Source organism: Pseudomonas monteilii NBRC 103158 = DSM 14164, from assembly GCF_000730605.1.
GTDB lineage: Bacteria > Pseudomonadota > Gammaproteobacteria > Pseudomonadales > Pseudomonadaceae > Aquipseudomonas > Aquipseudomonas monteilii.
Genome location: NZ_BBIS01000026.1, coordinates 40106 through 56286, shown reverse-complemented (window position 1 = coordinate 56286; position 16181 = coordinate 40106). Strand labels below are relative to the sequence as shown.

The window sequence follows — 16181 nt, the reverse complement described above, 5'->3', positions numbered from 1 at the left end:
ATGGCACGAGCTCCGGGGACGCGCCAGTATCTGGGCGGCCATTGTGTGGGCAACAACAGGATAAAACCGACAGAACACCCTCTATTTACGCCATTACGGCTGGCAACTGACGATTCAGCGCCAGCTTCTCCATCACGGCTTTCCCGGTCAGGGCGTAGCCCAGCAAATTGCCGTCTGCGCCGTGGCAGAGCACCTTGAGGTCACTGCCCTGACCGTCCACCTGCCAAGTGCCTTCGTGGCCCATGGGCGGCGGCGAAACCACCAGCGGGCAGGCCGGGGTTTTTACCGTGACCGGCATCGGCCCATACGCGACCGCCGTCGGCTTGCCGGCCAGGGTTTGCGCCAGCGCCCGGGCACAGCTCATCAGTGGCATCACGTAGAGCAGGTTGATGCCATCGACCTCGGCACAGTCGCCGAGGGCGAAGATGTTGGCGTGGGATGTACGTAACTCGCGGTCTACGCTGACGCCACGGTTGGTCTGCAAGCCGGCTGCGGCAGCCAGGTCGGTGCGCGGGCGAAGGCCGATGGCCGAAACCACCAGGTCGCAGGCGATCACGCCGCCATCCGACAGGTGCGCCTCCAGGCCTTGGGGCACCTGCTGCAAGCGGGTCAACACCGGGCCCAGGTGGAAGCGCACGCCCAAGCCCTCCAGCCCGGCTTGCACAGCCGCCGCAGCGGCCGGGTGCAGCAGGGTTGGCATCACTTGCTCACATGGCGCCACTACCTCCACCTGGAAGCCACCCAGGCTCATGTCGTTGGCGAACTCGCAGCCGATCAGGCCGGCACCGAGAATCAGCACGCGCTGCTTGCCGACAGCGGCAGCACGGAAGCGCGCGTAGTCTTCGAGGTCGTTGATCGGGAACACCAGATGGCTGCCGTCGCCTTCGATCGGCACCTGCACGGTCTGCGCCCCCCAGGCCAGCACCAGGTCGCGGTACTCCACGGCCTCTTCACCGATCCACAGGCGCTTGTGGCCTGGGTCGATGCCGCTGATGCGGGTATGGGTGCGGATCTCGGCATTCAGCTGTTCGGCCATTGCGCCTGGCTCGGCCATGACCAGGCCGTCGGCGTCTTTCTGCTTGGCAAAGCCCATGGAGAGCATGGGCTTGGAGTAGGAACGACCATCGTCGGCGGTGATCAGCAGCAACGGCGTCTGCGTATCGAGCTTGCGAAATTCACGCGCCAGGTTGTAACCCGCAAGGCCGGTACCGATGATTACCACAGGGGACGTCATGTCGTGCTTTCCTCGATTAGCCGATGGAGATCATTTCAAAGTCGCTTTTGCCAACCCCGCAGTCAGGGCACAGCCAGTCTTCAGGCACATCTTCCCAACGGGTGCCGGGGGCGATGCCGTCGTCGGGCCAGCCTTCGGCTTCGTCGTAGATCAGGCCACAGACAATACATTGCCACTTTTTCATCAGGTCTTTTTCCTTGGTGGAACTCAGGCTTTATCGGGCCGGTCTCTGGCCCTGTTTCATGCATTATGCAAGCAGTCAGGGCAATCATGCTAAGCTCGCCGCCTCTCTGGTTGTAACAAGCAGACCGACGTGTCGTACGAATCCCCGCAAGCAGCCGCTGTCGCGTGGCTGCCGTATTCACAGCTGGCGACCGGCATCGACCAGCCCACCCTTGACTGGCTGTTCGACGAGGGCTCGCTGACCCGCCGCCTGACCCGCCTCTCCAACGATCACTTCTCCGTCACCCCGCTGTTCGAGGGCTGGCAGCCACTGCGCGATGACGAATGCCAGGCGCTGGGCATTGCCGCTGGCGCCGAAGGCTGGGTGCGCGAGGTGTACCTGCGTGGCCATGGCCAACCTTGGGTGTTCGCCCGCAGCGTCGCCAGCCGCAGCGCCCTGGAGCGCGGCGGGCTGGACCTGGAAACCCTGGGCAGCCGCTCGCTGGGCGAATTGCTGTTCTGCGACCAGGCGTTCATCCGCCACCCGATTGAAGTGTGTAGTTATCCACAGGCCTGGCTGCCGACCGAAGCCACCCGCGCAGCACTGTGGGGCCGCCGCTCGCGCTTCGAACGGGGCGGCCTGGAACTGCTGGTGGCAGAAGTGTTCCTGCCAGCATTGTGGCAAGCGGCCAAGGAGGAAAACCGCTGATGTACCTGCAACTGCTCAAGTCGCTCAACCGCCTGCACCCGCGGGCCTGGGACTTCGTCCAGCTCAGCCGCATGGACCGGCCGATCGGTATCTACCTGCTGCTGTGGCCAACTCTGTCGGCGGTGTGGATTGCCGGCAACGGTTCACCTACCGTGGCCAATGTGCTGATCTTCGGCCTTGGCGTGGTGCTGATGCGCGCTGCGGGCTGCTGCATCAACGATTTCGCCGACCGTAAGGTGGATGGCCACGTCAAGCGCACTGCCGACCGGCCTCTGGCCAGTGGTCGAGTACGGCCACGCGAAGCGCTGGCGCTGTTCGCCATCCTGGTCGGGGTGAGCTTCCTGCTGGTGCTGTGCACCAACAGCCGCACGGTATGGCTGTCGTTCGGCGCGGTGGCGCTGGCGTTCTGTTACCCGTTCATGAAGCGCTACACCTATTACCCGCAGGTGGTGCTGGGGGCGGCGTACTCCTGGGGTATTCCCATGGCGTTCACGGCAGCGGGTGGCGAACTGCCGGCCAGCGCGTGGCTGCTGTATATCGCCAACCTGCTGTGGACGGTGGGTTATGACACCTACTACGCCATGGTCGACCGCGATGACGACCTGAAGATCGGTGTGAAGTCGACCGCGATCCTGTTTGGCGACGCCGACCGCACCATTATCCTGACCTTGCAGCTGCTGTCGCTGGGCTGCCTGTTGCTGGCAGGCAGCCGCTTCGACCTGGGGGGCTGGTTCCACCTGGGACTGCTGGGTGCGGCAGCGTGCTTTGCGTGGGAGTACTGGTCGACGCGCAAGCTGGACCGGGAGTCGTGCTTCAAGGCGTTTCTGCACAACCACTGGGCGGGGATGCTGGTGTTCATTGGCGTAGTGTTGGATTACGCGTTGCGCTGAATATGTAGGGGCCGCGAAGCGGCCCCTACAATCTCAAGGCTTGGCGACGTGCCAGACGTCCTTCACGCCATCACCGGTCATGTCACCGGCCTTCTTGTCCTTGACGAAGGTGTACAGCGGCTTGCCGTCGTAGGCCCACTGCATCGAACCGTCGTCACGCTTGATCTGCGTCCACTTGCCCTCGGCCTTTTCGCCATCCATCACCTTCAACGGCGGCCAGTTGGTGGCGCAATCGCCATTGCACATCGACTTGCCTCCCGCATCCTTGTCAAAGGTGTACAGGGTCATGCCGGCATGATCGACCCACATGCCGTCCTTCTCCATGGCATGTTGGGCCGACGCCACCCCCGGGAGCGCCAGCGCAGCGAAAAGGGCCATCCAGCTCAGCGTTTGTCGTGTCATTGGATTCACCATTATTTCGGGGGGATTGAGTTCGAGTCGCCGCAACTGCGGCCCTCTCAAGCCTAGTTCAGTCACGGAATGTCGCCAGAACGGCCAACACCCTGTCACACAGCTGCAATAATTCCGTTATCTAATGCGGGCCAAGACACCGTATCCAGGAGAGGTTTGAGCATGGTTGGCAGGAACATTCTGATCGTCGACGACGAAGCGCCCATTCGCGAGATGATCGCCGTTGCCCTGGAAATGGCCGGCTATGACTGCCTGGAAGCGGAAAACTCCCAACAGGCCCATGCAATCATCGTCGACCGCAAGCCGGACCTGATCCTGCTCGACTGGATGCTGCCAGGCACCTCCGGCATCGAGCTGGCCCGCCGCCTCAAGCGCGACGAGCTGACCGGCGACATCCCGATCATCATGCTTACCGCCAAGGGTGAAGAGGACAACAAGATCCAGGGCCTGGAAGTGGGTGCCGACGACTACATCACCAAGCCGTTCTCGCCGCGGGAGCTGGTCGCGCGCCTGAAAGCCGTGTTGCGCCGTACCGGCCCGAGCGACAGCGAGGCGCCGATCGAAGTTGGCGGCCTGCTGCTGGACCCGATCAGCCACCGCGTCACCATCGACGGCAAGCCGGCCGAGATGGGCCCGACCGAATACCGCCTGCTGCAGTTCTTCATGACCCACCAGGAGCGTGCCTACACACGTGGCCAGCTGCTGGACCAGGTATGGGGCGGCAACGTCTATGTCGAGGAACGCACGGTCGACGTGCACATCCGCCGCCTGCGCAAGGCGCTGGGTGAAGCCTATGAAAATCTGGTACAAACCGTCCGGGGCACTGGCTACCGCTTCTCGACCAAGAGCTGATCGAGTTCAAAAGCGCCACGCTGCACGTTGTTGTACAAGGACCGTCAATTGAACCAGAACTGGCACGCGACTCTTATTCGCCATTTGCTGTTGCTGATTACCGTCTGCCTGATCGGCGGGCTGGTCAGCGGCTACTATGGCTGGAGCCTGGCCATTGGCCTGGCGCTCTACCTGGGCTGGACCCTCAAGCAACTGCTGCGCCTGCACGACTGGCTGCGCAACCACCAACCCGATGAGGCACCGCCCGATGGCTACGGCCTTTGGGGCGAGGTGTTCGACAGCATCTACCACCTGCAACGCCGCGACCAGCGCGTGCGTGGCCGCCTGCAGGCCGTGATCGACCGGGTGCAGGAGTCCACCGCCGCACTACGTGACGCCGTGATCATGCTCGACAGCGACGGCAACCTGGAGTGGTGGAACCGCGCCGCCGAGACCCTGCTGGGCTTCAAAACCCCACAGGACGGCGGCCAGCAGGTAACCAACCTGGTGCGTCACCCGCGTTTCAAGGAATACTTCGAAGCGGAGAACTACCTCGAACCGCTGGAAATCCCCTCGCCCATCAACGACCGCATGCGCGTGCAACTGCACATCACCCGCTACGGCAACAACGAACACCTGATGCTGGTGCGCGATGTCACCCGCATTCACCAGCTGGAGCAGATGCGCAAGGACTTCGTCGCCAACGTGTCGCACGAGCTGCGCACGCCGCTGACGGTCATCACCGGCTACCTGGAAACCTTGCTGGACAACGTCGAGGACGTGAACCCGCGCTGGAGCCGCGCCCTGCAGCAGATGAGCCAGCAAGGCTCACGCATGCAAACGCTGCTCAACGACCTGCTGCTGCTGGCCAAGCTGGAAGCCACCGATTACCCGTCGGACAACCAGCCGGTGGCCGTCGATGCCCTGCTCGCCGCCATCAAGAATGACGCCCAGGCCCTGTCCGGGCCACGCAACCAGCGCATCAGCCTGGAAGCTGCGCCCGGCGTGAAACTGAAGGGCAGCGAGTCGGAGCTGCGCAGCGCCTTTTCCAACCTGGTATTCAACGCCGTCAAGTACACCCAGGACGAAGGCAACATCCGCATCCGCTGGTGGGTCGATGCCCAAGGTGCGCATTTGTCGGTGCAAGACTCGGGGGTGGGCATTGACGCGAAGCACTTGCCCCGCCTGACCGAACGCTTCTATCGGGTGGACTCCAGCCGCGCGTCGAATACCGGTGGCACCGGGCTGGGGCTGGCGATTGTGAAGCATGTGCTGATGCGCCATCGCGGCAAGCTGGAAATCAGCAGTGTGCCGGGGCATGGCAGCACCTTTACCTGTCACTTTGCGCCGGCACAATTGGCCAACGGCGAGGTTTGATATTGGGGCTGCGGTGCAGCCCTTCGCGGGCGCGCCCGCTCCCACAGCGACCGCAATAAATCCGCCACCCTTTGCTTTTACGGCTCCAGCCGCTACATTGGATCCCCTGTGCCAGCAAAAGCTGGCACTTTTTTTCTCTCTATCTCTAAGACGGACCCCGTAAAAACTCCATCATGGACCCTTCCCCTGGTATCAGCCTCACCTCGTTATTCGCCGATTTCGGCATGATCATCTTTGCCTTCCTGCTGGTGCTGCTCAACGGCTTCTTCGTTGCCGCCGAGTTCGCCATGGTCAAGCTGCGCGCCACCCGCGTTGAGGCCATCGCCGAGCAGCACGGCTGGCGCGGTAACATCCTGCGCAAGGTTCACAATCAGCTCGACGCCTACCTGTCAGCCTGCCAGTTGGGCATTACCCTCGCCTCGCTGGGCCTGGGCTGGGTCGGTGAACCGGCGTTTGCCCACCTGCTCGAGCCGCTGCTGGCGTACTTCGGGGTCGACTCGCCCGAGCTGATCAAAGGTGTCTCGTTCTTCGTCGCCTTCTTCGTCATCTCGTACCTGCACATCGTGGTCGGCGAGCTGGCGCCCAAGTCCTGGGCCATCCGCAAGCCAGAGCTGCTGTCGCTATGGACCGCCGTGCCGCTGTACCTGTTCTACTGGGCAATGTACCCAGCCATCTACCTGCTCAATGCCAGCGCCAACACCATTTTGCGTATTGCCGGCCAAGGCGAGCCTGGCCCGCACCACGAGCACCACTACAGCCGTGAAGAGCTGAAGCTGATCCTGCACTCCAGCCGTGGTCAGGACCCAAGCGACCAGGGTATGCGCGTACTGGCGTCGGCCGTGGAAATGGGCGAGCTGGAGGTGGTCGACTGGGCCAACTCGCGTGAGGACATGGTCAGCATCGACGCCCATGCGCCGTTGAAGCAGATCCTGGCCCTGGTGCGCCGCCACAAGTTCAGCCGCTATCCGGTGTATGACGCCGAGCGCGAAGAGTTCACCGGCCTGCTGCACATCAAGGACCTGCTGCTGGAGCTGGCCGAGCTGGAGCACTTGCCCGAAACCATCGACCTGGAAGACCTTGCCCGCCCCCTGGAGCGCGTATCGCGGCACATGCCGCTGGCCCAGTTGCTGGAGCAGTTCCGCAAGGGCGGCGCGCACTTCGTGCTAGTGGAGGAAGCCGACGGCAAGGTTATCGGCTACCTGACCATGGAAGACGTGCTGGAAGTGCTGGTAGGCGATATCCAGGACGAGCACCGCAAGACCGAACGCGGCATCCTCGCTTACCAGCCAGGCAAACTGCTGGTGCGCGGCGACACACCGCTGTTCAAGGTCGAGCGCCTGCTGGGGGTCGACCTCGACCACATTGAGGCAGAGACCCTGGCCGGGCTGGTCTACGAAACGCTCAAGCGCGTGCCTGAAGAAGAGGAAGTGCTTGAGGTCGAGGGGCTGCGCATCATCATCAAGAAGATGAAAGGGCCCAAGATCGTGCTGGCCAAGGTGCTGAAGCTGGACTGATGGCTATATCGGTCAGGGGTTGCCGGCAGTGAAATCTGGTAACCCGCTGATCGGCCTGTCGAACCGGTAAGGTATCGACTCCAGCGCCAGCCCCACATTGCGCTGCACCACGAAATGCAGGTGGGGCCCGGTGCTGTTGCCAGTATTGCCCGACTTGGCCAGTACCTGCCCCTGCCGTACCCGCTGCCCCTGCGCCACCACCACTGAACCGCGCATCAGGTGCAAGTACACGCCCATGGTGCCGTCCGGGTGCAGGATCCTGACGAAATTCCCTGAAGGGTTGGTTCCCCGCCCGCTCTGGGTGTTTTCCGTCTTCACCACCACGCCTTCGCGCGCCGCAATGATGGTGGTGCCTTCAGGCATCGCGATGTCCATGGCGTAGCGCCCCTTTGGCCCAAAGTGGCTGACACGCCCGTTAGGGCCCTGAGTGACGCGGAACGGCCCGCCAATCCAAGGGAATGCGTAACGGAAGCCCTGTGGCCGCATGCCCGGGTCCCCCATGGCCTGCAGCAGGGTCGAGCGGTAGTTCAGCAGCAGCCCAGGGCGCCCCCGGAGCACACTGAGCATTTGCGTGGTACGCGGCGGCAGCAAGCGGCGCACGATGCGCGGAGCATCGCCGCCTTGCGCGTTCACCAGATTGTCCAGTCGCAACTCGACCTCCACGGGTACATGCAGTTCGTTGCGCGCCGAAAAGCTCACGCCACCGTCGAAGGTCCTGGCGTTCAACAGCACCTGGCCCTCCAGCGTTTCGACCATGGGCTCGCGCAGCACCAAGGGCTTGGCGCCCGGGCCTGGCCGGTCGGAATAGGAGACCACACCGGAATCGTCGGTGATCTTGTAGAGGGTCACACCCAGGCTCGACGCCGAGACCATGAGCAATGCACAGAACAGCAGCAGGCGCGTGGGCATGATGGTGGCTTTTTGACAGTCTTGATGTCTCGAAGCCTAGCAGCGGGTTTTGCGGCGGGTATTGCAGTTGGTCGGATGGCGCAGGGGCAGCACTGTGCTGCCCCTGCTTTGGCGTCAAGCGCCGGGGGTGAAATGCTTCTGTGCAGTGCCACGGGCAATCAAGCGCGACAGGTAATCGAGCTTCTGGGCGTCCTGATCGACGAACTTGAAGGTCAACTGCAGCCAGTCGCTGTCGGGCTTGGGCTCCAATGCCGCGACAGCATGCAGGTAGCCGTTCAACCGCGCGACTTCAGCGCTCTCACCCTGCTCCAGGTCCAGCACCGCACCTTCCAGCACCTGCGGGAGCGCTTCGCTGCGGCGTACCACCAGCAAGGCCTCCTTCAAGCTCAGTGCCTTGATCACACAGGGCTGCATGCCGCTGGCCAGTCGCAACTGGCCCTGGCCACGCCCGGTCGGTGCGGGGGCAGGTGGTGTGGAGGCTGCGGCCAAGGGCTTGATGGCAGCCGGTGCCGGTGCGGGGGCCGACACCTTGGCCGCTTCTGGTTTGCCCCCTGTCAGGGCACTCAGCGAATCATTGGCAAACGCCGAATTCACCCGCGCCGGGCCGCTGGCCATCAGGCTGTCGAGCTTGCCGATCTTGGTCAGGGCCTTTTTTACCTTGGTCAGCAGTTGCTCGTTGGTGAACGGCTTGCCGACAAAATCGGAAACGCCCGCCTGGATCGCCTGAATGACGTTTTCCTTGTCGCCACGGCTGGTCACCATGATGAACTGCAGGTTTTTCAGCGCAGGCTGCTGGCGGCACCAGGTAAGCAGTTCCAGGCCCGACATTTCCGGCATTTCCCAGTCGCACAGGACCAGGTCGAACGCTTCCTTGTCCAGCATGGCCATGGCCTTGCGACCGTTGACCGCGTCGTCGATGGCCATGCCCGGGAAGGCACTGCGCAGGCATTTGCGGACCAGGTCACGGATAAACGGCGCGTCATCCACGACCAGCACATTCACTTTACTCATCGATACTCCTTCTGAACCCCGACTAGCCTACTGCCAAATAATGGCCATTTGCTACAACCTGGTCACGCCGGGACTTCTTCAACATCGTTCGCGGGTGCCTGCAGGCGCTCGACCGCAAACGAAAACGCCCGGCCAAGGCCGGGCGTCGATGCTCGGGAGCAACCTTACTTATCGTCAGATTCGCCCGAAACATTAGCCTTTTCGCCATCAGCGACAGCTGTGCCCTGCACTTCTGCTGTCATGCGCTTGAGGCCCATGTGACGTACGTCGGTGCCGCGCACCAGGTAGATCACCAGCTCGGAGATGTTTCGCGCATGGTCGCCAATTCGCTCCAGCGAGCGCAGAACCCAGATCACGCTCAGCACCCGCGAAATAGAGCGCGGGTCCTCCATCATGTAGGTCACCAGCTCGCGCAGCGCGGTCTTGTATTCACGATCGATGGTTTTGTCGTACTGGGCCACCGACAACGCCAGGTCGGCGTCGAAGCGGGCAAAGGCGTCCAGTGCATCACGGACCATGTTGCGCACCTGGTCACCGATATGACGAACCTCGACGTAGCCACGCGGCGATTCACCTTCTTCGCACAGCTGGATGGCGCGACGGGCGATCTTGGTCGACTCGTCACCAATGCGCTCCAGGTCGATCACCGACTTGGAGATGCTGATGATCAGGCGCAGGTCCGAGGCGGCCGGCTGGCGGCGGGCAAGGATACGCAGGCACTCCTCGTCGATGTTGCGCTCCATCTGGTTGATCTGCTCGTCAACCTCGCGCACTTGCTGGGCCAGGCCCGAATCGGCTTCGATCAGCGCGGTGACCGCGTCGTTGACCTGCTTTTCAACCAGCCCGCCCATGGCCAGCAGGTGGCTGCGCACCTCTTCGAGCTCGGCGTTGAACTGCTGGGAAATGTGGTGCGTAAGGCTTTCTTTGTTGATCATCGTTTTGTCCTTTGGTAACGCGGCCCTGTAGGAGGCCAGGTGCTCATCACGAGCGCCGCTTAACCGTAGCGACCGGTGATGTAGTCTTCGGTCTGCTTCTTCGCCGGGTTGGTGAACAGGGTGTCGGTATCCCCGAATTCGACCAGTTTGCCCATGTACATGAACGCGGTGTAGTCCGAAACACGGGCCGCCTGCTGCATGTTGTGGGTCACGATGACGATGGTGTACTTGGATTTCAATTCGTAGATCAGCTCTTCGACCTTCAGGGTCGAAATCGGGTCCAGCGCCGAGCACGGTTCGTCGAGCAGCAGCACTTCCGGCTCCACGGCGATGGTGCGGGCGATGACCAGACGCTGTTGCTGGCCACCAGACAGGCCCAACGCCGACTCATGCAGGCGGTCCTTGACCTCGTCCCACAGGGCTGCGCCCTTCAGCGCCCACTCGACGGCTTCGTCGAGCACACGCTTCTTGTTGATGCCCTGGATACGCAGGCCGTAGACCACGTTCTCGTAGATGGTCTTGGGGAACGGGTTGGGCTTCTGGAACACCATGCCCACACGGCGGCGCAGCTCGGCCACATCCTCGCCCTTGCGGTAGATGTTGTTGCCGTACAGGTTGATGGCGCCTTCCACGCGGCAGCCGTCAACCAGGTCGTTCATGCGGTTGAAGGTGCGCAGCAGGGTCGACTTGCCGCAGCCGGACGGGCCGATGAAGGCGGTCACGCGTTGCTTGGGGATGTTCATGCTGACGTCGAACAACGCCTGCTTGTCGCCGTAGAACAGGCTCAGGCCCGGTACTTCGATGGCCACGGTTTCTTCGGCCAGGCGCAGGCTCTGCTTGTTGCGGCCCAGGGCAGACATGTCGATGCCGTGGGTATGGGAATCTTGCTGCATGGTCTACTCCATACGCTATCAATTCGTTTCAAAGGGCCGCCCGGCTGATGGGAGGCACGCTTGCAATCAGGGTCAGCTGTCGAGGGCCTTGTACTTCTCGCGCAGGTGGTTACGGATCCACACGGCCGAGAGGTTGAGGGTCGCGATCACCAGCACCAGCAACAGCGCAGTGGCATACACCAGCGGCCGCGCGGCCTCGACGTTCGGGCTCTGGAAGCCGACGTCATAGATGTGGAAGCCCAGGTGCATGATCTTCTGGTCCAGGTGCAGGTACGGGTAGTTACCGTCCACCGGCAGCGACGGCGCCAGCTTCACCACACCCACCAGCATCAGCGGCGCAACTTCACCAGCGGCGCGGGCCACGGCGAGGATCATGCCGGTCATCATGGCCGGGCTGGCCATGGGCAAGACGATCTTCCACAGCGTTTCGGCCTTGGTCGCGCCCAAGGCCAGCGAGCCTTCGCGCACGGTACGCGGAATACGCGCCAGGCCTTCTTCGGTGGCCACGATCACCACCGGCACGGCCAGCAGTGCCAGGGTCAGCGATGCCCACAGCAGGCCCGGGGTACCCAGGGTCGGTGCCGGCAGCGCTTCAGGGAAGAACAGGCGGTCGATCGAGCCACCCAGCACGTAGACGAAGAAGCCCAGGCCAAACACGCCGTAGACGATCGCCGGCACGCCGGCCAGGTTGTTCACGGCAATGCGGATCAGCCGTGTCACCGGCCCCTGCCTGGCGTACTCACGCAGGTAGACCGCAGCCAGCACGCCGAACGGGGTGACGATCACGGCCATGATCAGGGTCATCATCACGGTGCCGAAAATGGCCGGGAAGATACCGCCCTCGGTGTTGGCTTCACGCGGGTCGTCGCTGAGGAACTCCCAGACCTTGGCGAAGTAGGTACCGAGCTTGGTGAAGCCGGACATGCCGTTCGGCTGGATGGCATGCACCACCTTGCTCAGGTTGATTTCCACTTCACGGCCGTTGCCATCGCGGGCCACCAGGCTGTCGCGGGCAAAGGCCTGGTGCAGGCCGGTCAGGCGGTCTTCGATGGCCTTGTAGCGGCTGTTCAGCTCGGCGCGGTCGGCATCCAGGTCGGCCTGGGCAGCGGCGTCCAGCTTGCCGTCCAGCTCCAGCTTGCGGGCCTGCAGGCGCAGGCGCTCGAGGCCATGGTTGATGGCGCCGATGTCCTTCTTCTCCAGCTGCTGCAACTCGCCGTTGAGCTGGTTGGCGCGCTTGAGGCGGGCCTGCAGTTCGTGCCAGGCGGCAGGGCCTTCGGCCACCACGCGGCCTTCTTCCTTGACGCTGACCAAGTAGCCGTAGAAGTTGCCCCACTCGCGGCGTTCCAGGGCGATCAGGTCGGCCGGGCGTTTTTCGTCAACCAGCCAGTCACCGACCACCCAGGTAAAGTCGCTGCCGTTGAGGTCGCGGTTACCAACCTTGATCAGTTCACGGGTCATGAACTCCGGGCCCTGGTCTGGTACCGGCAGGCCGGCACCCTTCAGGCGGGCGCGTGGCACTTCTTCCTTTTGTACCACTTCGCCGATGACGACGTGGTCAGCCTGGCCCGGCACCTTGTAGGTGGCCTGTACAAGATCGGCCGGCCAGAAGTGGCCCAGGCCGCGCACGGCAATCACCGCCAGCAGGCCGACGGTCATGATCACCGCCATGGCCACCGCGCCGCCGCTCATCCAGACGCCGGGGGCGCCGCTCTTGAACCAGCCTTTGAGGGAATCCTTTTTCACGGATCGCTACCTTTCTATCAAAGCGACGAGTATTTCTTGCGCAGACGCTGGCGAATCAGCTCGGCCAAGGTGTTCATCACGAACGTGAACATCAGCAGCACCAGAGCGGCCAGGAACAGCACGCGATAGTGGCTGCCGCCGACTTCCGATTCCGGCATTTCCACGGCCACGTTGGCGGCCAGGGTGCGCATGCCCTCGAACAGGTTCATCTCCATCACCGGGGTGTTGCCGGTGGCCATCAGCACGATCATGGTCTCGCCCACCGCACGGCCCATGCCGATCATCAGCGCCGAGAAGATACCCGGGCTGGCGGTGAGGATGACCACGCGGGTCAGGGTCTGCCAGGGCGTCGCGCCCAGGGCCAGCGAGCCCAGGGTCAAGCTGCGCGGCACGCTGAACACGGCGTCTTCGGCAATGGAATAGATATTCGGGATGACTGCAAAGCCCATGGCGATACCCACGACCAGGGCGTTGCGCTGGTCATAGGTGATGCCCAGATCGTTGGTGATCCACAGCCGCATGTCGCCGCCGAAGAACCAGCTTTCCAGGTGCGGGCTCATGGTCAGGGCGAACCAGCCGGTGAACAGGATGACCGGGATCAGGATCGCCGCCTCCCAGCCATCCGGTACGCGCAGGCGGATCGACTCTGGCAGGCGGGTCCAGGCGAAGCCGGCCAGCAGGATGCCAACCGGCATCAGCAGGAACAGGCTGAACACGCCCGGCAGGTGGCCTTCCAGGTACGGGGCCAGGAACAGGCCGGCGAAGAAGCCGAGGATTACCGTGGGCATCGCTTCCATCAGTTCGATCACCGGCTTGACCTTGCGGCGCATGCCCGGGGCCATGAAGTAGGCGGTGTAGATGGCGGCGGCGATGGCCAGCGGGGCGGCCAGGATCATCGCGTAGAACGCGGCCTTCAAGGTACCGAAGGTGAGCGGCGAGAGGCTCAGCTTGGGCTCGAAGTCAGTGTTCGAGGCGGTCGACTGCCAGACGTATTTCGGCTCGTCGTAGTTCTCGTACCACACCTTGCCCCACAGCGCGCTGAAGGAAATTTCCGGGTGCGGGTTGCGCAGGCTCAGGGGCAGCAGTTTGCCGCCTTCTTCGATGATGATGCGGTTGGCGCGTGGCGACAGGGCCAGGATACCTGGGCCTTCGGCAGCCGGCTCGACCAGCAGGGTGCGGTGCGCGGTGCTGTGGAACACGCCCAGCTTGCCGTCTGCGTCCAGCGCGATGAAGCCTTTGCGGCGCTCTTCCGCGTCGATCTGCACGATAGGCGCCTTGCCCATCTGGAAGGTACGAATTTGCTTGAAGCGCGACTCGCCATCCGGGTCGCGGGCCATGAACCACTGGGCCAGGCCGCCTTTGGAATCACCGATGATCAGCGAAATGCCGCCAACCAGCTGGGCCGTGGCGGTGATTTCGGTATCGCCGCTTTCAGACAGCTTGTAACGGCCGTTGAGGCTCTTGTCGCGCAGGCTGAACACGTCGGCAGTGGCGCGGCCGTTGATCACGTAAAGCCACTGCTGGCGCGGATCGATGAAGATGTTCTTCACCGCTTCGGTCATTTGCGGCAGTTCGATGCGGTTCTGCTCGGTGGTGACCTCTTCGGTCATCATGTTTTCCGTGCGGGTCAGCTCCAGCACCTGCAGATGCGCGCCGGTGGAGCCGGCCAGCAGCAAGGTGTCGCCATTGACGTTGACGCTGACGTGCTCCAGCGCACGGCCCTGTTCGTCGAGCACGAACGGCTGCTCGCCGTACGGGTAGTCGATGCCTGGGCTAATGGTTTTCTTGTTGTCCGGGTAGGTGATCTTGTAGGTGTGGTGGAACACCAGCGCCTGGCCATTGGACAAGCCCAGCACCACCAGCGGACTACCCGGCTGGTCGGCACTGATCGACGTAACCTGGGTGCCTGCCGGCACAGGCAGGTCGACACGTTTGAGCTCGTTACCGGTCTTGGTATCGAAGAACAATGCCTGGCCCTTGTCCGAAACTCGCATCCCCACCAGGTTCTGCTCTTCTAGCGCGATCATCAGCGGCTTGCCGGCATCCTGCTGCAGCCAGGTTGGCGCCAGGGCTTTCTTGCTGGTCAGCTCGGCGCCCTGGAACAGTGGCAGCACCACATAGGCCAGGTAGAAGAAGATCAGAGTGATGGCCGCCAGAACGGCAAGCCCGCCCACCAGTACATACCAGCGGGTCAGGCGGTCCTTGAGCGCACGCATGCGGCGCTTGCGTTGCAACTCGGGCGTATTGAAATCAATGCGCACGGGCTGGGAGTTTTGGGTCATGTTGGAATTGGCCAGATCATTCATGCGCACACCCTAGCGGTCCCGTGTGACAAAAACATTACAAAGTGGTGACGCGCGAAAGCCCGCCGCACAGGAAACCTGGCTTCGGACTGGAATTTCGTGGAAGAGGCCGGGCATCGGCACCGGCCTCTTCTTCAGTTACTTACTTCTTTGCAACGTTACCGGCGTGCGACAGGCCCAGGTCAGCCAGGGTCTTGTCGACGACTTTGGCCGGCAGCGGGATGTAGCCATCCTTCACCACGACCTGCTGGCCAGCTTGCGACAGCACCAGCTTGACGAACTCGGCTTCCAGCGGGGCCAGAGGCTTGTTCGGGGCCTTGTTGACGTACACGTACAGGAAGCGCGACAGCGGGTAGGTGCCGTTCAGGGCGTTGGTTTCGTTGTCTTCAACGAACTCGCCGCCTTCTTTCTTGGCCAGGCCTACGGTTTTGACGCTGGCAGTCTTGTAACCGATACCCGAGTAGCCAATGCCGTTCAGCGAAGAGCTGATCGACTGCACCACCGAAGCCGAGCCAGGCTGTTCGTTGACGTTAGGCTTGAAGTCGCCTTTGCACAGGGCTTCTTCCTTGAAGTAGCCGTAGGTGCCCGATACCGAGTTGCGGCCGAACAGCTGGATTGGCTTGTTGGCCAGGTCGCCGGTCACACCCACGTCGCCCCAGGTCTTGATTTCGGCTTTGCCACCGCACAGGCGAGTGGAAGAGAAGATGGCGTCGACCTGAGCCATGGTCAGGCCCTTGATCGGGTTGTCCTTGTGCACGAACACGGCCAGGGCGTCGACAGCAACCGGGATGGCAGTCGGCTTGTAACCGTACTTCTGCTCGAAGGCCTGCAGCTCGACGTCCTTCATCTTGCGGCTCATCGGGCCGAGGTTGGCGGTGCCTTCGGTCAGCGCGGGTGGCGCGGTGGAGGAGCCGGCCGCCTGGATCTGGATGTTTACGTTCGGATATTCCTTCTTGTAGGCCTCGGCCCACAGCGTCATCAGGTTCGCCAGGGTGTCGGAGCCAACGCTGGAGAGGTTGCCCGAAACACCGGTGGTCTTGGTGTAGGTCGGGATCGCAGGATCGACAGCGGCTACCGCGTTGGCGGTTGCAACGCCAGCGGCGGCAAAGGTGAGGGCCGCCATCAAACGCTTCAGTTTCATGCCTTGCTCCTAGCAGGAATATTGGGGTGTTGGATGGAACGGGCCCAAGTATCGGCAGGCCGCATGAACACGATATGACTTCATTGTGACAATTGGATGAAAGGCCATCACTGTAAGC

The 16181-nt window shown here is 62.7% G+C and carries 15 protein-coding genes; 5 read left to right on the top strand and 10 right to left on the bottom strand.

What is annotated here, in order from left to right:
• Positions 1-85 precede the first annotated feature (85 nt).
• Positions 86-1234, bottom strand: coding sequence for an NAD(P)/FAD-dependent oxidoreductase (locus PM2_RS15225; protein WP_028699261.1), 1149 nt, complete (start codon positions 1232-1234; stop codon positions 86-88).
• 16 nt (positions 1235-1250) lie between these two features.
• Positions 1251-1418 (bottom strand): rubredoxin, encoded by a 168-nt coding sequence (locus PM2_RS15220; protein WP_003253349.1) that lies wholly within the window; start codon positions 1416-1418, stop codon positions 1251-1253.
• A 129-nt stretch (positions 1419-1547) separates the two neighbouring features.
• Between PM2_RS15220 and PM2_RS15215 the strand changes: the two genes are divergently transcribed.
• The gene (locus tag PM2_RS15215; RefSeq protein ID WP_028699262.1) at positions 1548-2105 is read left to right on the top strand and encodes a chorismate--pyruvate lyase family protein; all 558 of its coding nucleotides are present in this window, start codon (positions 1548-1550) and stop codon (positions 2103-2105) included.
• Positions 2105-2995 (top strand): 4-hydroxybenzoate octaprenyltransferase, encoded by an 891-nt coding sequence (gene ubiA / locus PM2_RS15210; RefSeq protein ID WP_016712720.1) that lies wholly within the window; start codon positions 2105-2107, stop codon positions 2993-2995. The genes PM2_RS15215 and ubiA overlap by 1 nt, the downstream gene beginning before the upstream one ends.
• 33 nt (positions 2996-3028) lie before the next feature.
• Here the strand turns inward: ubiA and PM2_RS15205 are convergent, their stop codons facing one another.
• On the bottom strand, positions 3029-3397 hold the full coding sequence (locus tag PM2_RS15205; protein ID WP_016712721.1) for a COG4315 family predicted lipoprotein: 369 nt from the start codon (positions 3395-3397) through the stop codon (positions 3029-3031).
• Positions 3398-3568: 171 nt separating this feature from the next.
• Here PM2_RS15205 and phoB point away from each other — a divergent pair, with 171 nt between their 5' ends.
• The 3 genes from phoB to PM2_RS15190 all read left to right on the top strand — a co-directional run bounded on the left by phoB (position 3569) and on the right by PM2_RS15190 (position 7128).
• On the top strand, positions 3569-4258 hold the full coding sequence (phoB, locus tag PM2_RS15200; protein ID WP_003253341.1) for a phosphate regulon transcriptional regulator PhoB: 690 nt from the start codon (positions 3569-3571) through the stop codon (positions 4256-4258).
• Between the two features lie 48 nt (positions 4259-4306).
• Positions 4307-5614 carry a phosphate regulon sensor histidine kinase PhoR gene (gene phoR / locus PM2_RS15195; protein ID WP_016712722.1) on the top strand — a complete coding sequence of 436 codons (1308 nt, stop codon included), beginning with the start codon at positions 4307-4309 and terminating at the stop codon, positions 5612-5614.
• A gap of 173 nt (positions 5615-5787) precedes the next feature.
• Positions 5788-7128, top strand: coding sequence for a hemolysin family protein (locus PM2_RS15190; RefSeq protein ID WP_016712723.1), 1341 nt, complete (start codon positions 5788-5790; stop codon positions 7126-7128).
• A gap of 12 nt (positions 7129-7140) precedes the next feature.
• Here the strand turns inward: PM2_RS15190 and PM2_RS15185 are convergent, their stop codons facing one another.
• The 7 genes from PM2_RS15185 to PM2_RS15155 form a co-directional block, all read right to left on the bottom strand.
• Positions 7141-8037, bottom strand: a complete 897-nt coding sequence (locus tag PM2_RS15185) for a peptidoglycan DD-metalloendopeptidase family protein (RefSeq protein ID WP_016712724.1) — start codon at positions 8035-8037, stop codon at positions 7141-7143.
• Positions 8038-8151: 114 nt separating this feature from the next.
• Complete coding sequence (locus PM2_RS15180; protein ID WP_016712725.1) at positions 8152-9048, bottom strand: response regulator; 897 nt, start codon at positions 9046-9048, stop codon at positions 8152-8154.
• Positions 9049-9212: 164 nt separating this feature from the next.
• Complete coding sequence (phoU, locus tag PM2_RS15175; protein WP_016712726.1) at positions 9213-9983, bottom strand: phosphate signaling complex protein PhoU; 771 nt, start codon at positions 9981-9983, stop codon at positions 9213-9215.
• Positions 9984-10042: 59 nt separating this feature from the next.
• A complete protein-coding gene (pstB, locus tag PM2_RS15170; RefSeq protein WP_012274853.1) occupies positions 10043-10876 on the bottom strand; it encodes a phosphate ABC transporter ATP-binding protein PstB in 834 nt (277 codons plus the stop codon).
• Between the two features lie 72 nt (positions 10877-10948).
• Positions 10949-12565, bottom strand: a complete 1617-nt coding sequence (pstA, locus tag PM2_RS15165) for a phosphate ABC transporter permease PstA (protein ID WP_174442280.1) — start codon at positions 12563-12565, stop codon at positions 10949-10951.
• Between the two features lie 71 nt (positions 12566-12636).
• Complete coding sequence (locus PM2_RS15160) at positions 12637-14925, bottom strand: ABC transporter permease family protein (protein WP_016712728.1); 2289 nt, start codon at positions 14923-14925, stop codon at positions 12637-12639.
• Positions 14926-15064: 139 nt separating this feature from the next.
• On the bottom strand, positions 15065-16063 hold the full coding sequence (locus tag PM2_RS15155) for a phosphate ABC transporter substrate-binding protein PstS (RefSeq protein WP_016712729.1): 999 nt from the start codon (positions 16061-16063) through the stop codon (positions 15065-15067).
• Positions 16064-16181: the final 118 nt, after the last annotated feature.

What these genes read in the sequence shown, in the direction of transcription:
- PM2_RS15225 (WP_028699261.1), bottom strand. Translation starts at nt 1,234, where the DNA reads ATGACGTCCCCTGTGGTAATCATCGGTACCGGCCTTGCGGGTTACAAC.
- phoB (WP_003253341.1), top strand. Translation starts at nt 3,569, where the DNA reads ATGGTTGGCAGGAACATTCTGATCGTCGACGACGAAGCGCCCATTCGC.
- PM2_RS15220 (WP_003253349.1), bottom strand. Translation starts at nt 1,418, where the DNA reads ATGAAAAAGTGGCAATGTATTGTCTGTGGCCTGATCTACGACGAAGCC.
- pstA (WP_174442280.1), bottom strand. Translation starts at nt 12,565, where the DNA reads ATGAGCGGCGGCGCGGTGGCCATGGCGGTGATCATGACCGTCGGCCTG.
- PM2_RS15185 (WP_016712724.1), bottom strand. Translation starts at nt 8,037, where the DNA reads ATGCCCACGCGCCTGCTGCTGTTCTGTGCATTGCTCATGGTCTCGGCG.
- PM2_RS15180 (WP_016712725.1), bottom strand. Translation starts at nt 9,048, where the DNA reads ATGAGTAAAGTGAATGTGCTGGTCGTGGATGACGCGCCGTTTATCCGT.
- phoU (WP_016712726.1), bottom strand. Translation starts at nt 9,983, where the DNA reads ATGATCAACAAAGAAAGCCTTACGCACCACATTTCCCAGCAGTTCAAC.
- pstB (WP_012274853.1), bottom strand. Translation starts at nt 10,876, where the DNA reads ATGCAGCAAGATTCCCATACCCACGGCATCGACATGTCTGCCCTGGGC.
- PM2_RS15155 (WP_016712729.1), bottom strand. Translation starts at nt 16,063, where the DNA reads ATGAAACTGAAGCGTTTGATGGCGGCCCTCACCTTTGCCGCCGCTGGC.
- PM2_RS15160 (WP_016712728.1), bottom strand. Translation starts at nt 14,925, where the DNA reads ATGAATGATCTGGCCAATTCCAACATGACCCAAAACTCCCAGCCCGTG.
- ubiA (WP_016712720.1), top strand. Translation starts at nt 2,105, where the DNA reads ATGTACCTGCAACTGCTCAAGTCGCTCAACCGCCTGCACCCGCGGGCC.
- PM2_RS15205 (WP_016712721.1), bottom strand. Translation starts at nt 3,397, where the DNA reads ATGACACGACAAACGCTGAGCTGGATGGCCCTTTTCGCTGCGCTGGCG.
- PM2_RS15190 (WP_016712723.1), top strand. Translation starts at nt 5,788, where the DNA reads ATGGACCCTTCCCCTGGTATCAGCCTCACCTCGTTATTCGCCGATTTC.